A 17,428-nucleotide genomic window follows, 5' to 3' on the forward strand; every position below is an offset into this window, starting at 1 on the left:
GCGTCCATACGTCGTACACCGGTGGGCCTCCAGGGGTACGGTGACGCGGCGGGGTGGGTGCGCTCCCGTGCGGCGCCACGCGCGTGGCTACGATGGGTGAGCCGGTGGTCATGGGACCGCGCGGCCCGCCGAAACCTCGGGAAGGCCATGCTGAACAAGTACGCGCGTGCGTTTTTCACGCGTGTCCTCACACCGTTCGCCGCGTTTCTGCTCCGCCGGGGCGTCAGCCCCGACGCCGTGACGCTGATCGGCACGGCGGGAGTGGTCGCCGGTGCGCTGGTCTTCTTCCCCAGGGGCGAGTTCTTCTGGGGCACGATCGTCATCACCCTCTTCGTCTTCTCCGACCTCGTCGACGGCAACATGGCCCGGCAGGCCGGGATCTCCAGCCGCTGGGGCGCCTTCCTCGACTCGACCCTCGACCGGGTCGCCGACGGGGCGATCTTCGGAGGCTTCGCCCTCTGGTACGCCGGCAAGGGCGACGACAACGTGCTGTGCGCGGTGTCGATCTTCTGCCTGGCGAGCGGCCAGGTGGTCTCGTACACCAAGGCGCGTGGCGAATCGATCGGCCTGCCGGTCGCGGTCAACGGCCTGATCGAGCGGGCCGAACGGCTCGTGATCTCGCTGGTCGCCGCCGGCCTCGCCGGACTGCACGCCTTCGGCGTGCCGGGGATCGACGTGCTGCTGCCCATCGCGCTGTGGATCGTGGCCGTCGGCTCGGCCGTGACCCTGGGACAGCGGGTTGTGACGGTACGCAGGGAATCGGCCGAGGCGGACGCCGCCGCGGCCGCCGGGGGAAGCGGAGCCGCGACGTGAGCGCGCTGAAGGACAAGGTGGCCGACGGGCTGTACGGCCTCGGCTGGGCCACCGTGAAGAAGCTCCCGGAACCGGCGGCCAGGGCCCTCGGCCGGAAGATCGCCGACACCGTGTGGAAGCGGCGCGGCAAGGGCGTGCTGCGCCTGGAGTCCAACCTCGCGCGCGTGGTGCCCGACGCCACGCCCGAGCGGCTCGCCGAACTGTCGAAGGCCGGCATGCGCTCGTACATGCGCTACTGGATGGAGTCCTTCCGGCTCCCCACCTGGAGCCGCGAGCGGGCCGCGAACAGCTTCTCGATCAAGGGCGAGGACGTCCTGAAGGACGCCATAGCCTCCGACCGGGGCGTGATCCTCGCCCTGCCGCACATGGGCAACTGGGACCTGGCCGGCGTCTGGGTGACCCGCGCCCTCGGCGTGCCCTTCACCACGGTCGCCGAACGGCTCAAGCCCGAATCGCTGTACGACCGCTTCGTCGCCTACCGCGAGTCCCTCGGCATGGAGGTGCTGCCGCACACCGGCGGCGCCGCCTTCGGGACCCTCGCCCGGCGGCTGCGGGGCGGCGGCCTGGTCTGCCTGGTCGCCGACCGGGACCTGTCCGCCTCCGGCGTCGAGGTCTCCTTCTTCGGCGAGGCCACCCGGATGCCCGCGGGACCGGCCATGCTCGCCCTCCAGACCGACGCGGTCCTGCTGCCGGTGACCCTCTGGTACGACGACACCGACGTCATGAAGGGCGAGGTGCACGCGCCCGTGGAGGTACCCGAGTCAGGTACCCGCGGCGAGAAGGCGTCCCTCATGACACAGGCCCTCGCCGACACCTTCGCCGGGGCCATCGCGGACCATCCGGAGGACTGGCACATGCTCCAGCGCCTCTGGCTGGCCGACCTGGAGGAGCGCACACCGTGAGGATCGGAATCGTCTGCCCGTACTCCTGGGACGTACCGGGCGGCGTCCAGTTCCACATCCGCGACCTCGCGGAGCACCTGATCCGGCTGGGGCACGAGGTCTCCGTCCTGGCCCCCGCCGACGACGACACCCCGCTCCCGCCGTACGTCGTCTCCGCCGGCCGCGCCGTGCCCGTCTCGTACAACGGCTCGGTGGCCCGGCTCAGCTTCGGCTTCCTCTCCGCCGCGCGGGTCCGCCGCTGGCTGCACGACGGCACCTTCGACGTCGTCCACATCCACGAGCCGACCTCGCCCTCGCTGGGACTGCTCACCTGCTGGGCGGCGCAGGGCCCGATCGTCGCCACCTTCCACACCTCGAACCCGCGCTCGCGGGCGATGCTCGCCGCCTACCCGATCCTCCAGCCGGCGCTGGAGAAGATCAGCGCCCGGATCGCGGTCAGCGAGTACGCGCGCCGGACCCTGGTGGAGCACCTCGGCGGCGACGCCGTCGTCATCCCCAACGGCGTCGACGTCGACTTCTTCGCCGGCGCGGAACCGAAGGAGGCCTGGCAGGGCGAGACGCTGGGCTTCATCGGGCGGATCGACGAGCCCCGCAAGGGCCTGCCGGTCCTGATGAGGGCGCTGCCCCGGATCCTCACCGAGCGGCCGGGCGCCCGGCTCCTCGTCGCCGGGCGCGGCGACGAGGAGGAGGCGGTGGCGACGCTGCCGCCCGAGATGCGCTCCCGGGTGGAGTTCCTCGGCATGGTCAGCGACGAGGACAAGGCGCGGCTGCTGCGCAGCGTCGACGTGTACGTGGCGCCCAACACCGGCGGCGAGTCCTTCGGCATCATCCTCGTCGAGGCGCTGTCCGCCGGCGCGCCGGTCCTCGCCGCCGACCTGGACGCGTTCGCGCAGGTCCTGGACCAGGGGGCGGCCGGCGAGCTCTTCGCCAACGAGGACGCGGACGCGCTGGCCGACGCGGCGATCCGGCTCCTCGCCGACCCCGCCCGCCGCGCCGAGCTCAGCGCGCGCGGCTCGGCGCACGTGCGGCGGTTCGACTGGTCGACGGTCGGCGCGGACATCCTGGCCGTGTACGAGACCGTCACCGACGGAGCGGCGGCGGTCGACACGGACGAGAAGGCGGGTGGCCTCCGCGCCCGACTGGGCCTGTAGCCGGCCCTGCGCGTGCCGCGCCCCCTGCCGGGTCCGGTTCCGCCGTGCCCGCCCGTTCCGCCCCGAGCGGAACGCGGGCCCACCGCGGGGGCGCGGGCGCACCCTGGTCGGATGATTCACGTCACGCGGCTCGACCTGGGCAGCTTCACCCGGCCCGCCGAGGAGTGGGGCGGGGCCCACGCGCGCGTGGAGCACGCGTTCGCGTACCTCGTCCGGCATCCGGGCGGCACCGTGCTGTTCGACACCGGCATGGGCGAGGGTTCGCCCGAGACCGACGCGCACTACCGGATCGTCCGCCGGCCGCTCGCCGTCGCGCCCGGCGAGGTCGATCTCCTGGTCAACTGCCACCTCCACTTCGACCACATCGGCGGCAACCAGCGCTTCCCCGGCACCCCCGCCCTCGTGCAGCGCCGCGAGCTCGCCACCGCGCGGGCGGGCGCGTACACCATCGACGGCCTCCTGCCCGGCGTCGCCTGGGCGGAGATCGACGGGGAGCACGAGCTCGGCCCCGGCGTGCGGATCGTGCCGACGCCCGGGCACGTCGACGGGCACCAGTCGCTCGTCCTCGACCACGGCGACCGCCTCACCGTCCTCGCGGGGCAGGCGTACGACACGGCGGGCGAGTTCGGGACGCCGTACCGGCCCTGGCTCGGCCGGCTCGCCGAGCTCGCCGACGGGCGGCCGGCGCGCGTCCTGTTCGCCCATGACCACGCCCTTTGGGAAGGTGTGCTGCCGCCGCCCGGGTAGCCTGTGCGCCCGTGACCGAAACCCTGATCTGGACCGTTGTCGCGCTGATCCTCATCGGCGTCTACCTCAGCTGGACCGCCGGCCGGCTCGACCGGCTGCACACGCGGATCGACGCGGCGCGGGCCGCGCTCGACGCGCAGCTGCTGCGCCGGGCCTCGGTCACCCAGGAGCTGGCCACCTCGGGAGTCCTCGATCCGGCCGCCTCGATCGTGCTGTACGAGGCCGCGCACGCGGCCCGGCAGGCCGAGGAGGACCACCGCGAGGTCGCCGAGAGCGAGCTGAGCCAGGCCCTGCGCGCGGTCTTCGGCGAGCCGGAGCAGGTGGAGCTCGTACGGGAGGCGCCCGGCGGCGAGGCGGCGGCCGGTGAGCTGGCCGCGGCCGTCCGCCGGGTCCCGATGGCCCGCCGCTTCCACAACGACGCCGTCCGCGCCGCCCGCGCCCTGCGCCGCCACCGCAAGGTCCGCTGGTTCCGGCTCGCGGGCCACGCGCCCTTCCCCATGGCCTTCGAAATGGACGACGAACCGCCGGTGGCCCTGGCCGATCGCCCCTCCTGAGCCCAGGCGGCCTCGGATTCCCGTGAAAAGGATCCACAGGCTGCACATTGGCCCTTGATGTGGACCGCTCGTGGCCTGTTTCCTCGCTCTAGTCGTCAACGTCCCGTTGAACCCGTTGTCACGAGTGAGGTCCCCGTGTCCAGCACCACCACCCCCCAGTCCCCCGAGACCGGCACCGCGCGCGTCAAGCGCGGCATGGCCGAGCAGCTCAAGGGCGGCGTGATCATGGACGTGGTCAACGCCGAGCAGGCGAAGATCGCCGAGGACGCCGGCGCCGTGGCCGTCATGGCCCTGGAGCGGGTCCCCGCGGACATCCGCAAGGACGGCGGCGTGGCCCGGATGTCCGACCCGAACATGATCGAGGAGATCATCGGCGCGGTCTCCATCCCGGTGATGGCCAAGTCCCGCATCGGCCACTTCGTCGAGGCCCAGGTCCTGCAGTCCCTCGGCGTCGACTACATCGACGAGTCCGAGGTCCTGACCCCGGCCGACGAGGTCAACCACTCCGACAAGTGGGCCTTCACCACCCCCTTCGTCTGTGGCGCCACCAACCTGGGCGAGGCCCTGCGCCGCATCGCCGAGGGCGCGGCCATGATCCGCTCCAAGGGCGAGGCCGGCACCGGCAACGTCGTCGAGGCCGTCCGCCACCTGCGCCAGATCAAGAACGAGATCGCCAAGCTGCGCGGCTTCGACAACAACGAGCTCTTCGCCGCCGCCAAGGAGCTGCGCGCCCCGTACGAGCTCGTCAAGGAGGTCGCCGAGCTCGGCAAGCTCCCCGTGGTCCTCTTCTCCGCCGGTGGCGTCGCCACCCCGGCCGACGCCGCGCTGATGCGCCAGCTGGGCGCCGAGGGCGTCTTCGTCGGCTCCGGCATCTTCAAGTCGGGCGACCCGGCCAAGCGCGCCGCCGCCATCGTGAAGGCCACCACCTTCTACGACGACCCGAAGATCATCGCGGACGCGTCCCGCAACCTCGGCGAGGCCATGGTCGGCATCAACTGCGACACCCTCCCCGAGTCCGAGCGCTACGCCAACCGGGGCTGGTAAGCACCGATGAGCACCACCCCCGTGATCGGAGTCCTGGCCCTCCAGGGCGACGTACGGGAGCACCTGATCGCCCTGGCCGCGGCGGACGCCGTGGCCAGGCCGGTCCGGCGCCCCGAAGAGCTCGCCGAGGTCGACGGCCTGGTCCTCCCCGGTGGCGAGTCCACCACCATCTCCAAGCTGGCCGTCCTCTTCGGCCTCATGGAGCCGATCCGTGAGCGGATCGCCGCGGGCATGCCGGTCTACGGCACCTGCGCCGGCCTGATCATGCTCGCCGACAAGATCCTCGACCCGCGCTCGGGCCAGGAGACCTTCGGCGGGATCGACATGATCGTGCGCCGCAACGCCTTCGGGCGGCAGAACGAGTCCTTCGAGGCCGGAGTCACCGTCGCGGGCATCGACACGCCCGTCGAGGGCGTTTTCATCCGCGCTCCCTGGGTGGAGTCCGTCGGAGCCGGGGCCGAGGTGCTCGCCGAGCACGAAGGCCACATCGTCGCGGTCCGCCAGGGCAAGGTCCTCGCGACCTCCTTCCACCCCGAACTCACCGGTGACCACCGCGTCCACGAGCTCTTCGTCGAGATGGTGCGCGCGGATCGGTGACACGATCCCGGTAGGATCTCTGGGGTTCGTTCAAGATGTTGGTTACGCGAAGGAGACAGGCAGATGTCCGGCCACTCTAAATGGGCTACGACGAAGCACAAGAAGGCCGTGATCGACGCCAAGCGCGGCAAGCTCTTCGCGAAGCTGATCAAGAACATCGAGGTCGCGGCCCGCACCGGCGGCGCCGACCTGGACGGTAACCCGACGCTGTTCGACGCCGTCCAGAAGGCGAAGAAGCAGTCGGTCCCGAACAAGAACATCGACTCCGCGCTCAAGCGCGGTGCGGGTCTCGAGGCCGGCGGCGCCGACTACGAGACGATCATGTACGAGGGCTACGGCCCGAACGGCGTCGCGGTCCTCATCGAGTGCCTCACCGACAACCGCAACCGCGCCGCCTCCGACGTCCGCGTCGCCATGACCCGCAACGGCGGCTCGATGGCCGACCCCGGCTCGGTCTCGTACCTGTTCAACCGCAAGGGCGTCGTCGTGCTCCCCAAGGGCGACCGCTCCGAGGACGACGTCCTGGAGGTCGTGCTCGACGCGGGCGCCGAGGAGGTCAACGACCTCGGCGAGTCCTTCGAGGTCATCAGCGAGGCCACCGACCTGGTCGCGGTCCGCACCGCCCTCCAGGAGGCCGGCTTCGACTACGACTCGGCCGAGTCCAGCTTCGTCCCGACCATGCAGGTCGAGCTCGACGAGGAGGGCGCGCGCAAGATCTTCAAGCTGATCGACGCCCTGGAGGACAGCGACGACGTGCAGAACGTCTTCGCCAACTTCGACGTCAGCGACGAGGTCATGGAGAAGGTCGACGCCTGATCGGCGGCCTTCCCGACAGCGGGCCGACGGGGACACACCCCCGTCGGCCCGCTGCGTTGTCAGCGGCACCCGATAGCCTGCACGAATAGCCGATCGAAGGATCCGAGGGAGGGGGCGGCGTGCGCGTACTGGGGGTGGACCCGGGGCTCACCCGGTGCGGCGTCGGCGTCGTCGAGGGCGTCGCCGGACGGCCGCTGACGATGCTCGGGGTCGGCGTGGTCCGCACCCCCGCCGAGGCCGACATCGGCCACCGCCTCGTCGGCATCGAGCGCGGCATCGAGGAGTGGATCGACCGCTTCCAGCCCGAACTGGTCGCCGTGGAGCGGGTGTTCAGCCAGCACAACGTCCGTACGGTGATGGGCACCGCCCAGGCCAGCGCGGTCGCCATGCTCTGCGCCGCCCGGCGCGGCATCCCCGTCGCCCTGCACACCCCCAGCGAGGTCAAGGCCGCCGTCACCGGCTCGGGACGCGCCGACAAGGCCCAGGTCGGCGCCATGGTCACCCGCGTGCTGAGGCTCGCCGCCCCGCCCAAGCCGGCCGACGCCGCCGACGCGCTCGCCCTCGCCATCTGCCACATCTGGCGGGCCCCCGCCCAGAACCGCCTCCAGCAGGCCGTCGCCCTGCACGCCTCGAAAGGCCGCACGTCATGATCGCCTTCGTCAGCGGCCCGGTCGCCGCCGTCGCCCCCACGACCGCCGTCGTCGAGGTCGGCGGCGTCGGCATGGCCGTCCAGTGCACGCCGAACACCCTGGCCGGCCTCCGGGTCGGCGAGCACGCCCGGCTCGCCACCTCCCTCGTCGTCCGGGAGGACTCCCTCACCCTGTACGGCTTCGCCGACGACGACGAGCGCCAGGTCTTCGAGCTCCTCCAGACCGCCAGCGGCGTCGGCCCCCGGCTCGCCCAGGCCATGCTCGGCGTCCACAGCCCCGACGCGCTCCGCCTCGCCGTCTCCACCGGCGACGAGAAGGCCCTCATGGCCGTCCCCGGCATCGGCAAGAAGGGCGCCCAGAAGCTCCTCCTGGAGCTGAAGGACAAGCTCGGCCAGCCCCTCGGCAGCAGCGGCCTCGTCGGCCAGCAGCGCGCCGTCGCCACCGGCCCGGCCCCCTGGACCGAGCAGCTGACCGCCGCCCTGGTCGGTCTCGGCTACGCGAGCCGGGAGGCCGAGGAGGCCGTCGCCGCCGTCACCCCGCAGGCCGAGGCCGCGCTCGCCGAGACCGGCGCCGCGCCCGTGCCCCAGCTGCTGCGCGCCGCCCTCCAGACGCTCAACCGAGCCCGCTGACCGCGGCCGACCCCGCCCGTACGAAGGAAGACACCACCGTGAACTGGGACGACGACGAGACGGCGACCGCCGCCGAGGAGCGGATCGTCGGCGCCGCCGCCGAGGGCGACGACCAGGCCGTCGAGGCCGCCCTGCGCCCCAAGGACCTCGGCGAGTTCATCGGCCAGGAGAAGGTCCGCCAGCAGCTCGACCTCGTCCTCAAGGCCGCCCGCCAGCGCGGCGCCACCGCCGACCACGTGCTGCTCTCCGGCGCCCCCGGCCTCGGCAAGACCACCCTGTCGATGATCATCGCCGCGGAGATGAACGCGCCGATCAGGATCACCTCCGGCCCCGCCATCCAGCACGCCGGCGACCTCGCCGCGATCCTCTCCTCCCTCCAGGAGGGCGAGATCCTCTTCCTCGACGAGATCCACCGGATGTCCCGGCCCGCCGAGGAGATGCTCTACATGGCGATGGAGGACTTCCGCGTCGACGTCATCGTCGGCAAGGGCCCCGGCGCCACCGCCATCCCCCTCGACCTGCCGCCCTTCACCCTGGTCGGCGCCACCACCCGGGCCGGCCTGCTGCCGCCGCCGCTGCGCGACCGCTTCGGCTTCACCGCCCACATGGAGTTCTACGAGCCGCACGAGCTGGAGCGGGTCGTGACCCGCTCCGCCGGCCTCCTCGACGTCGTGATCGACCCGGCCGGCGCCGCCGAGATCGCCGGCCGCTCCCGCGGCACCCCCCGCATCGCCAACCGGCTGCTGCGCCGGGTCCGCGACTACGCCCAGGTGAGGGCCGACGGAGTGATCACCCGCGAGATCGCCGGCGCCGCCCTCGGCGTGTACGAGGTGGACAGCCGGGGCCTCGACCGCCTCGACCGGGCCGTCCTGGAAGCCCTGCTGAAGCTCTTCGGCGGCGGCCCCGTCGGCCTGTCCACCCTCGCCGTCGCCGTGGGGGAGGAGCGCGAGACCGTCGAGGAGGTCGCCGAACCCTTCCTCGTACGGGAGGGACTGCTGGCCCGTACGCCCCGTGGCCGGGTCGCCACGCCGGCCGCATGGACCCACCTCGGACTGGTTCCGCCGCAGGCAGCGGGCCCGGCCGGGGCTTCCGGAGCGGCGGGATCCGGACAACAGGGGCTCTTCGGCGCCTGAGGCGGCTGTGACGGGTGGGTGACGGCGCGGAGTCTCGCCCGACGAGGAACCACGGTGCCATGCTGGGCGTTGTTCCATCGATGCGGACTCGCCTAGACTCCGCCGATGCCGCCCTTTCCGGCGGCGTACCCACCCCCGAAGACCAGGCCGCGGGTTCTCCGTGACCGTGCGAAGGATTTCCGTCCCGTGAATAACATCGGCATGCTCCTCCCGTTCATCGTGCTCATCGGGGCGATGTTCCTGATGACCCGCTCTGCCAAGAAGAAGCAGGCACAGGCGGCGGAGATGCGCAACCAGATGCAGCCCGGCACCGGCGTACGCACGATCGGGGGAATGTACGCCACCGTCAAGGAGATCCAGGACGAGACCGTCCTGCTCGAGGTCGCGCCCGGCGTCCACGCCGTCTACGCGAAGAACGCGATCGGCGCGGTCCTCGACGACGCCGAGTACAACCGGATCGTCCACGGCGACACCGACGAGGACGTCGCCGACGACTCCGACACCGTCGTCCCGGACGACGCCTCCTCGCTGACCGAGGCCGCCGACGAGGCGCCCAAGGCCGATCTGACGAAGAAGTCGGACGCGGCCGAGGCCGAGAAGGACGGCAAGACCGACGGCGAGACCGAGGCGAAGTAAGCCGCATCCGGCACCGCGGCCCCACGCCCACCGGCGCGGTCGCGGTCGGACACGGTCCGACGTCTGCGGGGGATGGTCCCCACACACACTTCGTGGCCTCCGTGCGCCCACCCGGCGCCCGGACGGTTTGGACAGGGAGAAACGACAGGTGGCAGCACCGAACAAGGGTCGAAGGCCGGCGGGGGGACAGAGCCGGCCTGGCCGCGCCCTGGCACTCATTCTGATCGCCATGGTCGCGCTCACCGGCGGCATGTTCTGGTCGGGGCACACCACCCCGCGCCTCGGCATCGACCTCGCCGGCGGCACGTCGATCACGCTCAAGGCCAAGGCGGAGCCCGGCCAGGAGTCCGCGGTCAACGAGACCAACATGAACACGGCGGTCGGCATCATCGAGCGCCGTGTCAACGGTCTCGGCGTCTCCGAGGCCGAGGTCCAGACGCAGGGCCGCGAGAACATCATCGTCAACATCCCCAAGGGGACGAACGAGAAGCAGGCCCGCGAGCAGGTCGGCACCACCGCCCAGCTCTACTTCCGGCCCGTTCTCGCTGTCGCGGCCGCCACGCCTGAGCCGGCGCCCACCGCGAGCGGCTCGACCGCGCCGAAGCCCTCCGCGTCCACCTCCGCGGGTGACAAGAAGTCGGCCACGCCCACCGCCACCGCCTCCACCCAGGGCCGTGTGCTCTCCGAGGCCCTCAAGGCCCCGAACGCCACGGGCACGCCCACACCCACGCCCACCGGCTCCGCCTCCGGCACGCCGAAGGCGAGCGGTACCCCGCAGCCGACTCCGTCCGCGGACGCCGCCACCACCGCGCTCCAGCAGAAGTTCACCACGCTGAACTGCCTCGACCCGAAGGCGCGGGCCGCTGTGGGCCAGGGCGTCAAGCCCACCGAGTCCACCGTGGCCTGTGGCGAGGACGCGCCCGGCGTCTGGTCGAAGTACCTGCTCGGTCCGGCCGAGGTCGAGGGCCGTGACGTCGAGGACGCCAAGGGCGTTCTCGACCAGCAGCGCGGTATGTGGATCGTGACCATGGACTTCACCGAGGCGGGTTCGAAGAAGTTCCAGTCGATCACCGGCAAGCTCTCGCAGCAGGCCGATCCGCAGAACCGCTTCGCGATCGTCCTCGACGGCGATGTCGTCTCGGCCCCCTCGGTCCGCCAGACGCTCAGCGCCAGCGCGGAGATCTCCGGAAACTTCAACCAGCAGTCCGCCCAGGACCTCGGGAACATCCTGTCCTACGGCGCGCTCCCGCTGACCTTCGACACCCAGAGCGTCGACACCGTCACCGCCGCCCTCGGCGGCGACCAGCTGGAGGCCGGCCTCATCGCCGGCGCCATCGGTCTCGCCCTGGTCATCATCTACCTGGTGGTCTACTACCGCGGCCTGTCGTTCATCGCGATCCTCAGCCTCGGCGTCTCCGCCCTGCTCACCTACGTGATCATGGCCCTGCTCGGCCCGGCCATCGGCTTCGCGCTGAACCTGCCGGCCGTCTGCGGCGCCATCGTCGCCATCGGCATCACCGCGGACTCGTTCATCGTGTACTTCGAGCGCATCCGCGACGAGATCCGCGAGGGCCGCACCCTGCGTCCGGCCGTCGAGCGCGCCTGGCCGCGCGCCCGCCGCACCATCCTGGTCTCCGACTTCGTGTCGTTCCTCGCCGCCGCGGTGCTCTTCATCGTCACCGTCGGCAAGGTCCAGGGCTTCGCGTTCACGCTCGGCCTGACCACCCTGCTCGACGTCGTCGTGGTGTTCCTCTTCACCAAGCCGGTGATGACCCTGCTCGCCCGCACGAAGTTCTTCGGCAACGGCCACAAGCTGTCCGGCCTGGACCCGAAGAGCCTGGGCGCCAAGCCGCCGCTGCGCCGCACCCGCCGTACGACCGCCCCCGTCGACCCGAAGGAGGCGTGAGATGTCGAAGCTCGGAGATCTCGGCGCCCGGCTCCACCGCGGTGAGGTCGGCTACGACTTCATCGGCAACCGCAAGATCTGGTACGGCCTGTCCATCCTGATCACCATCACGGCCATCGTCGCCCTCGCCGTCCGCGGCCTCAACATGGGCATCGAGTTCCAGGGCGGCGCCGTCTTCACCACCCCGAAGACGGACGTCACCGTCAGCCAGGCCACGGAGTACGCGGAGGAGGCCTCCGGCCACGACGCGATCGTCCAGCAGCTCGGCAACGGCTCCCTGCGCATCCAGGTCGGCGGTCTCGACACCGAGCAGTCCGACCAGGTCCGCACCGAGCTGGCCAAGGACCTGAACGTCCCCGAGGACAAGATCGCCGCCGAGCTGGTCGGCCCCAGCTGGGGTGAGCAGATCGCCAACAAGGCATGGACCGGCCTCGGCGTCTTCATGATCCTCGTGGTGATCTACCTGGCCATCGCCTTCGAGTGGAGAATGGCCGTCGCGGCACTGATCGCGCTGATCCACGACCTCACGATCACGGTGGGCATCTACTCACTGGTCGGCTTCGAGGTCACGGTCGGCACGGTGATCGGTCTGCTGACGATCCTCGGTTACTCGCTGTACGACACCGTCGTCGTCTTCGACTCCCTCAAGGAGCAGACGAAGGACATCACGAAGCAGACCCGCTTCACCTACGGCGAGCTGGCCAACCGCTCGATCAACGGCACCCTGGTCCGCTCCATCAACACCACCGTGGTGGCCCTGCTGCCCGTCGCCGGCCTGCTCTTCATCGGCGGCGGCGTCCTCGGCGCCGGCATGCTGAACGACATCTCGCTGTCGCTCTTCGTGGGTCTGGCCGCCGGTGCCTACTCCTCGATCTTCATCGCCACCCCGCTCGTCGCCGACCTCAAGGAGCGCGAGCCGGCGATGAAGGCGCTGAAGAAGCGCGTCCTCGCCAAGCGCGCGGCCGCCTCCGCCCGCGGCGAGGACGGTCTGGACGACGGCGCGGACGCGGGCGAGGCCGCGGTCGTCGGCCCGCGCACCGCCGCCCGCCGGGGCCGCGCCGAGGAGCGCCGAGGATGACCGCCGAGGCCCAGGACGTGACCGGCCTGCTGCTCAGCCGGATCCGCGACGTCCCCGACTACCCGAAGCCGGGCGTGCTGTTCAAGGACATCACGCCGCTGCTCGCGGACCCGGAGGCGTTCACGGCCCTCACCGACGCCCTCGCCGCCCTGTGCTCCGCGCACGGCGCGACGAAGATCGTCGGCCTGGAGGCCCGCGGCTTCATCCTGGCGGCGCCGGTCGCCGTCCGCGCGGGCCTGGGCTTCGTCCCGGTCCGCAAGGCCGGCAAGCTCCCCGGAGCCACGCTCCGGCAGGCGTACGAGCTGGAGTACGGCACCGCCGAGATCGAGGTGCACGCCGAGGACCTGGCCGCGGGCGACCGCGTCATGGTCATCGACGACGTCCTGGCCACCGGCGGCACCGCCGAGGCCTCCCTCGAACTGATCCGCCGCGCGGGCGCCGACGTCGCCGGCGTCGCGGTCCTCATGGAACTGGGCTTCCTCCCGGGCCGCGCCCGCCTGGAACCCGCCCTCCAGGGCGCTCCGCTCACCGCGCTGATCACCGTCTGAGACGCGGCCGGACCGAATCCATCGGATTCCGGCCAGGGGCGCCCCGGGAATTCCCGGGGCGCCCCTGGTGTTTGTCCCGGTACGTTCGCGGAAGGGGCCGGAGAGGCGGCTCCTGGCCCCGGTCCGTCCCGTGGGCGCGTGAGCACGGGACCTGATGGCTCGATACGATGGCCTTTCCGGGCCTGACCGGGGGACCCGGAACCTCGCCCGGACTCCGTCCGGGGAGACCCCAGAGGAGCGCTCTTTGCCAGACGAGGCCCAGCCACTCTCCGCCGCGCAGCCCGACCCCAAGGCCCGCCAGGCCGCGCAGGGGACCGGCGCGCCCCAGGACAAGCCCGCGGAGACCAGGCCGAAGCCTGCTGCGCCCGCTCCCGCGCCGACCCCCGCGCCCAGTCGCTCCGGCGGGTCCTCCAACCGGGTGCGCGCCCGCCTCGCCCGGCTCGGCGTGCAGCGCTCGTCGCCGTACAACCCGGTCCTCGAACCCCTGCTGCGGATCGTCCGCTCCAACGACCCCAAGATCGAAACGGCCACTTTGCGCCAGATCGAGCGGGCGTACCAGGTCGCGGAGCGCTGGCACCGCGGCCAGAAGCGCAAGAGCGGCGACCCGTACATCACCCACCCGCTCGCCGTCACCACCATCCTCGCCGAGCTCGGCATGGACCCGGCGACGCTGATGGCGGGCCTCCTGCACGACACGGTCGAGGACACCGAGTACGGCCTGGAGGACCTGCGCCGCGACTTCGGCGACCAGGTCACCCTCCTCGTCGACGGCGTCACCAAGCTCGACAAGGTCCGGTTCGGCGAGGCCGCGCAGGCCGAGACCGTCCGCAAGATGGTCGTCGCCATGGCAAAGGACCCCCGGGTCCTCGTCATCAAGCTCGCCGACCGCCTGCACAACATGCGCACCATGCGCTACCTCAAGCGGGAGAAGCAGGAGAAGAAGGCCCGCGAGACCCTGGAGATCTACGCCCCGCTGGCCCACCGGCTGGGCATGAACACCATCAAGTGGGAGCTGGAGGACCTCGCCTTCGCGATCCTCTACCCCAAGATGTACGACGAGATCGTCCGGCTCGTCGCCGAGCGCGCCCCCAAGCGGGACGAGTACCTCGCGATAGTGACCGACGAGGTCCAGACCGACCTGCGCGCCGCCCGCATCAAGGCGACCGTCACCGGCCGCCCCAAGCACTACTACAGCGTCTACCAGAAGATGATCGTCCGCGGCCGTGACTTCGCGGAGATCTACGACCTGGTCGGCATCCGCGTCCTCGTGGACACCGTCCGCGACTGCTACGCGGCCCTCGGCACCGTCCACGCGCGATGGAACCCGGTCCCCGGCCGGTTCAAGGACTACATCGCGATGCCGAAGTTCAACATGTACCAGTCGCTGCACACGACGGTCATCGGACCCAACGGCAAGCCGGTCGAGCTGCAGATCCGCACCTTCGACATGCACCGCCGCGCCGAGTACGGCATCGCCGCGCACTGGAAGTACAAGCAGGAGGCCGTCGCCGGCGCCTCCAAGGTCCGCACCGACGTGCCCAAGAACGCCGGCAAGGACGACCACCTGAACGACATGGCGTGGCTGCGCCAGCTGCTCGACTGGCAGAAGGAGACCGAGGACCCGGGCGAGTTCCTGGAGTCCCTCCGCTTCGACCTCTCGCGCAACGAGGTCTTCGTCTTCACGCCCAAGGGCGACGTCATCGCGCTGCCCGCCGGCGCCACCCCGGTCGACTTCTCCTACGCCGTCCACACCGAGGTCGGCCACCGCACCATAGGGGCCCGGGTCAACGGCCGCCTCGTGCCGCTCGAATCCACCCTCGACAACGGCGACCTGGTCGAGGTCTTCACCTCCAAGGCCGCCGGCGCCGGCCCCTCCCGCGACTGGCTCGGCTTCGTCAAGTCCCCGCGCGCCCGCAACAAGATCCGCGCCTGGTTCTCCAAGGAGCGCCGCGAGGAGGCCATCGAGCAGGGCAAGGACGCCATCGCGCGGGCCATGCGCAAGCAGAACCTGCCGATCCAGCGGATCCTCACCGGCGACTCCCTCGTCACCCTCGCCCACGAGCTGCGCTACACCGACATCTCCTCGCTGTACGCGGCGATCGGCGAGGGCCACGTCACCGCCCAGTCCATCGTGCAGAAGCTGGTGCAGGCGCTCGGCGGCGAGGAGGCCGCCACCGAGGACATCGCCGAGACGGCCCCGCCGGCCCGCGGCCGCTCCAAGCGGCGCTCCAACGCCGACCCGGGCGTGGTCGTCAAGGGCGTCGAGGACGTGTGGGTCAAGCTCGCCCGCTGCTGCACCCCCGTGCCCGGCGACCCGATCATCGGCTTCGTCACCCGCGGCAGCGGCGTCTCCGTCCACCGCAGCGACTGCGTCAACGTGGACTCGCTGTCCCGGGAGCCGGAGCGGATCCTGGAGGTCGAGTGGGCCCCGACCCAGTCCTCGGTCTTCCTGGTCGCCATCCAGGTCGAGGCGCTGGACCGCTCCCGGCTCCTCTCGGACGTCACCCGGGTCCTCTCGGACCAGCACGTCAACATCCTCTCGGCGGCCGTCCAGACCTCCCGGGACCGGGTGGCCACCTCCCGCTTCACCTTCGAGATGGGCGACCCCAAGCACCTGGGGCACGTCCTCAAGGCGGTCCGGGGCGTCGAGGGCGTGTACGACGTCTACCGCGTGACCAGCGCCCGGCGCCCCTAGCCGGACCCGGTACGGACACGGGAAGGGCCCCCGGCGCGCGCCGGGGGCCCTTCCTCGTACCGCTGCTCCTACGGGATCAGCCGCCGAACTCCTCCAGGCCCTTCAGGGCCTGGTCGAGCAGGGCCTGGCGGCCCTCCAGCTCCTTGGCGAGCTTGTCGGCCTTGGCGTCGTTGCCCGCCGCCCGGGCCGCGTCGATCTGCTTGCGCAGCTTCTCGACGGCGTCCTGGAGCTGGCCGGTGAGACCCGCGGCACGCGCGCGTGCCTCCGGGTTGGTGCGGCGCCACTCGGCCTCCTCGGCCTCCTGGATCGCCCGCTCCACCGTGTGCATCCGGCCCTCCACCTTCGGGCGGGCGTCGCGCGGCACGTGGCCGATGGCCTCCCAGCGCTCGTTGAGCGCGCGGAAGGCGGCGCGGGCGGCCTTGAGGTCCGTCACCGGGAGCAGCTTCTCGGCCTCGCCGGCGAGCTCCTCCTTCAGGGCCAGGTTCTCGGTCTGCTCCGCGTCCCGCTCGGCGAAGACGCCGGACCGGGCCGCGAAGAAGACGTCCTGGGCGCCGCGGAAGCGGTTCCACAGGTCGTCCTCGTGCTCGCGCTGCGCGCGCCCCGCGGCCTTCCAGTCGGCCATCAGCTCGCGGTAGCGGGCCGCGGTCACGCCCCAGTCGGTCGAGTTCTGCAGCGCCTCGGCCTCGGCGACCAGACGCTCCTTGGTCTTGCGGGCCTCCTCGCGCTGCGCGTCGAGCTGGGCGAAGTGCGCCTTGCGGCGCTTGGAGAAGGCCGAGCGGGCGTGCGAGAAGCGGTGCCACAGCTCGTCGTCGGACTTCCGGTCGAGCCGGGGCAGGCCCTTCCAGGTGTCCACCAGTGCCCGCAGTCGCTCGCCGGCCACCCGCCACTGCTCGCTCTGCGCCAGCTCCTCGGCCTCGGTGACCAGGGCCTCCTTGGCGGAGCGCGCCTCGTCGGCCTGCTTGGCCTTCTGCGCCTTGCGCTCCTCGCGGCGCGAGTCCACCGACTCCACGAGCTTGTCCAGACGGGCGCCGAGCGCGGCCAGGTCGCCGACGGCGTGGTGCTCGTCGATCTGCTGCCGGATGTGCTCGATCGCCGTCTGGGCGTCCTTCGCCGAGAGGTCGGTGGTCTTCACCCGCTTCTCGAGGAGGCCGATCTCGACAACCAGGCCCTCGTACTTGCGCTCGAAGTAGGCCAGCGCCTCCTCAGGGGTGCCCGCCTGCCAGGATCCGACGACCTTCTCACCCTCGGCCGTCCGCACGTACACGGTGCCCGTCTCGTCGACGCGGCCCCACGGGTCGCTGCTCACAGCGCCTCCTCACCATGATGCCCTCGTCGGGGTGGTGACCCCCGGGCATCGTCCACAGTTCCTGGGCGGGCCTCGCCCGCCTTCGCCGCGCGGCCGACGATCGGACCGCGCCGCACAACGCCAATCTAGGCGAACGGCGGCCCGGCTGTCCGCACTCGGCGCCACCGAAATTCCACGGTCACGTGCGTGCGGACGTCCGGGCCGCCGTCGCTCCTGCCCCCGG

The 17,428-nt window shown here is 71.7% G+C and carries 17 protein-coding genes; 16 read left to right on the top strand and 1 reads right to left on the bottom strand.

The window, feature by feature from the left end:
* Positions 1–147 precede the first annotated feature (147 nt).
* The 16 genes from pgsA (at position 148) to ABZ621_RS13895 (ending at position 15,899) form a co-directional block, all read left to right on the top strand.
* Positions 148–813: a phosphatidylinositol phosphate synthase gene (gene pgsA / locus ABZ621_RS13820; RefSeq protein ID WP_360603966.1), complete on the top strand. Its 666-nt coding sequence runs from the start codon at positions 148–150 to the stop codon at positions 811–813.
* A complete protein-coding gene (locus ABZ621_RS13825) occupies positions 810–1,715 on the top strand; it encodes a phosphatidylinositol mannoside acyltransferase (protein WP_360603968.1) in 906 nt (301 codons plus the stop codon). Before pgsA ends, ABZ621_RS13825 begins: the two co-directional genes overlap by 4 nt.
* Positions 1,712–2,866 carry a glycosyltransferase family 4 protein gene (locus ABZ621_RS13830; protein WP_360603970.1) on the top strand — a complete coding sequence of 385 codons (1,155 nt, stop codon included), beginning with the start codon at positions 1,712–1,714 and terminating at the stop codon, positions 2,864–2,866. The genes ABZ621_RS13825 and ABZ621_RS13830 overlap by 4 nt, the downstream gene beginning before the upstream one ends.
* Before the next feature lie 111 nt (positions 2,867–2,977).
* Entirely contained in the window at positions 2,978–3,613 is a 636-nt protein-coding gene (locus ABZ621_RS13835) for an MBL fold metallo-hydrolase (protein WP_360603972.1), read from the top strand.
* A gap of 11 nt (positions 3,614–3,624) precedes the next feature.
* Positions 3,625–4,167 (top strand): hypothetical protein, encoded by a 543-nt coding sequence (locus ABZ621_RS13840; RefSeq protein ID WP_360603974.1) that lies wholly within the window; start codon positions 3,625–3,627, stop codon positions 4,165–4,167.
* 135 nt (positions 4,168–4,302) lie between these two features.
* Positions 4,303–5,211: a pyridoxal 5'-phosphate synthase lyase subunit PdxS gene (gene pdxS, locus ABZ621_RS13845; RefSeq protein WP_360603976.1), complete on the top strand. Its 909-nt coding sequence runs from the start codon at positions 4,303–4,305 to the stop codon at positions 5,209–5,211.
* 6 nt (positions 5,212–5,217) lie between these two features.
* Entirely contained in the window at positions 5,218–5,808 is a 591-nt protein-coding gene (gene pdxT, locus ABZ621_RS13850) for a pyridoxal 5'-phosphate synthase glutaminase subunit PdxT (protein WP_360603978.1), read from the top strand.
* A gap of 63 nt (positions 5,809–5,871) precedes the next feature.
* Entirely contained in the window at positions 5,872–6,624 is a 753-nt protein-coding gene (locus ABZ621_RS13855; RefSeq protein ID WP_360603980.1) for a YebC/PmpR family DNA-binding transcriptional regulator, read from the top strand.
* 119 nt (positions 6,625–6,743) lie between these two features.
* A complete protein-coding gene (gene ruvC / locus ABZ621_RS13860; RefSeq protein WP_169092689.1) occupies positions 6,744–7,274 on the top strand; it encodes a crossover junction endodeoxyribonuclease RuvC in 531 nt (176 codons plus the stop codon).
* Positions 7,271–7,903: a Holliday junction branch migration protein RuvA gene (gene ruvA / locus ABZ621_RS13865; protein ID WP_360603982.1), complete on the top strand. Its 633-nt coding sequence runs from the start codon at positions 7,271–7,273 to the stop codon at positions 7,901–7,903. The genes ruvC and ruvA overlap by 4 nt, the downstream gene beginning before the upstream one ends.
* A 38-nt stretch (positions 7,904–7,941) precedes the next feature.
* Positions 7,942–9,036: a Holliday junction branch migration DNA helicase RuvB gene (gene ruvB / locus ABZ621_RS13870; RefSeq protein ID WP_360603984.1), complete on the top strand. Its 1,095-nt coding sequence runs from the start codon at positions 7,942–7,944 to the stop codon at positions 9,034–9,036.
* A gap of 201 nt (positions 9,037–9,237) precedes the next feature.
* Positions 9,238–9,672, top strand: a complete 435-nt coding sequence (gene yajC, locus ABZ621_RS13875) for a preprotein translocase subunit YajC (protein ID WP_360604160.1) — start codon at positions 9,238–9,240, stop codon at positions 9,670–9,672.
* A gap of 148 nt (positions 9,673–9,820) precedes the next feature.
* Complete coding sequence (secD, locus tag ABZ621_RS13880) at positions 9,821–11,578, top strand: protein translocase subunit SecD (protein WP_360603986.1); 1,758 nt, start codon at positions 9,821–9,823, stop codon at positions 11,576–11,578.
* Position 11,579: 1 nt separating this feature from the next.
* Positions 11,580–12,656, top strand: a complete 1,077-nt coding sequence (gene secF / locus ABZ621_RS13885; RefSeq protein ID WP_360603988.1) for a protein translocase subunit SecF — start codon at positions 11,580–11,582, stop codon at positions 12,654–12,656.
* A complete protein-coding gene (locus ABZ621_RS13890; RefSeq protein WP_360603990.1) occupies positions 12,653–13,204 on the top strand; it encodes an adenine phosphoribosyltransferase in 552 nt (183 codons plus the stop codon). Before secF ends, ABZ621_RS13890 begins: the two co-directional genes overlap by 4 nt.
* Positions 13,205–13,448: 244 nt before the next feature.
* Positions 13,449–15,899, top strand: a complete 2,451-nt coding sequence (locus tag ABZ621_RS13895) for a bifunctional (p)ppGpp synthetase/guanosine-3',5'-bis(diphosphate) 3'-pyrophosphohydrolase (RefSeq protein ID WP_360603992.1) — start codon at positions 13,449–13,451, stop codon at positions 15,897–15,899.
* A gap of 76 nt (positions 15,900–15,975) precedes the next feature.
* On the opposite strand, the gene ABZ621_RS13900 is transcribed toward ABZ621_RS13895, so the two are convergent.
* A complete protein-coding gene (locus ABZ621_RS13900; protein WP_360603994.1) occupies positions 15,976–17,205 on the bottom strand; it encodes a DUF349 domain-containing protein in 1,230 nt (409 codons plus the stop codon).
* Positions 17,206–17,428 lie beyond the last annotated feature (223 nt).

The sequence above is a fragment of the Streptomyces sp. NPDC007863 genome (genome assembly GCF_040633895.1).
Classification (GTDB): domain Bacteria; phylum Actinomycetota; class Actinomycetes; order Streptomycetales; family Streptomycetaceae; genus Streptomyces.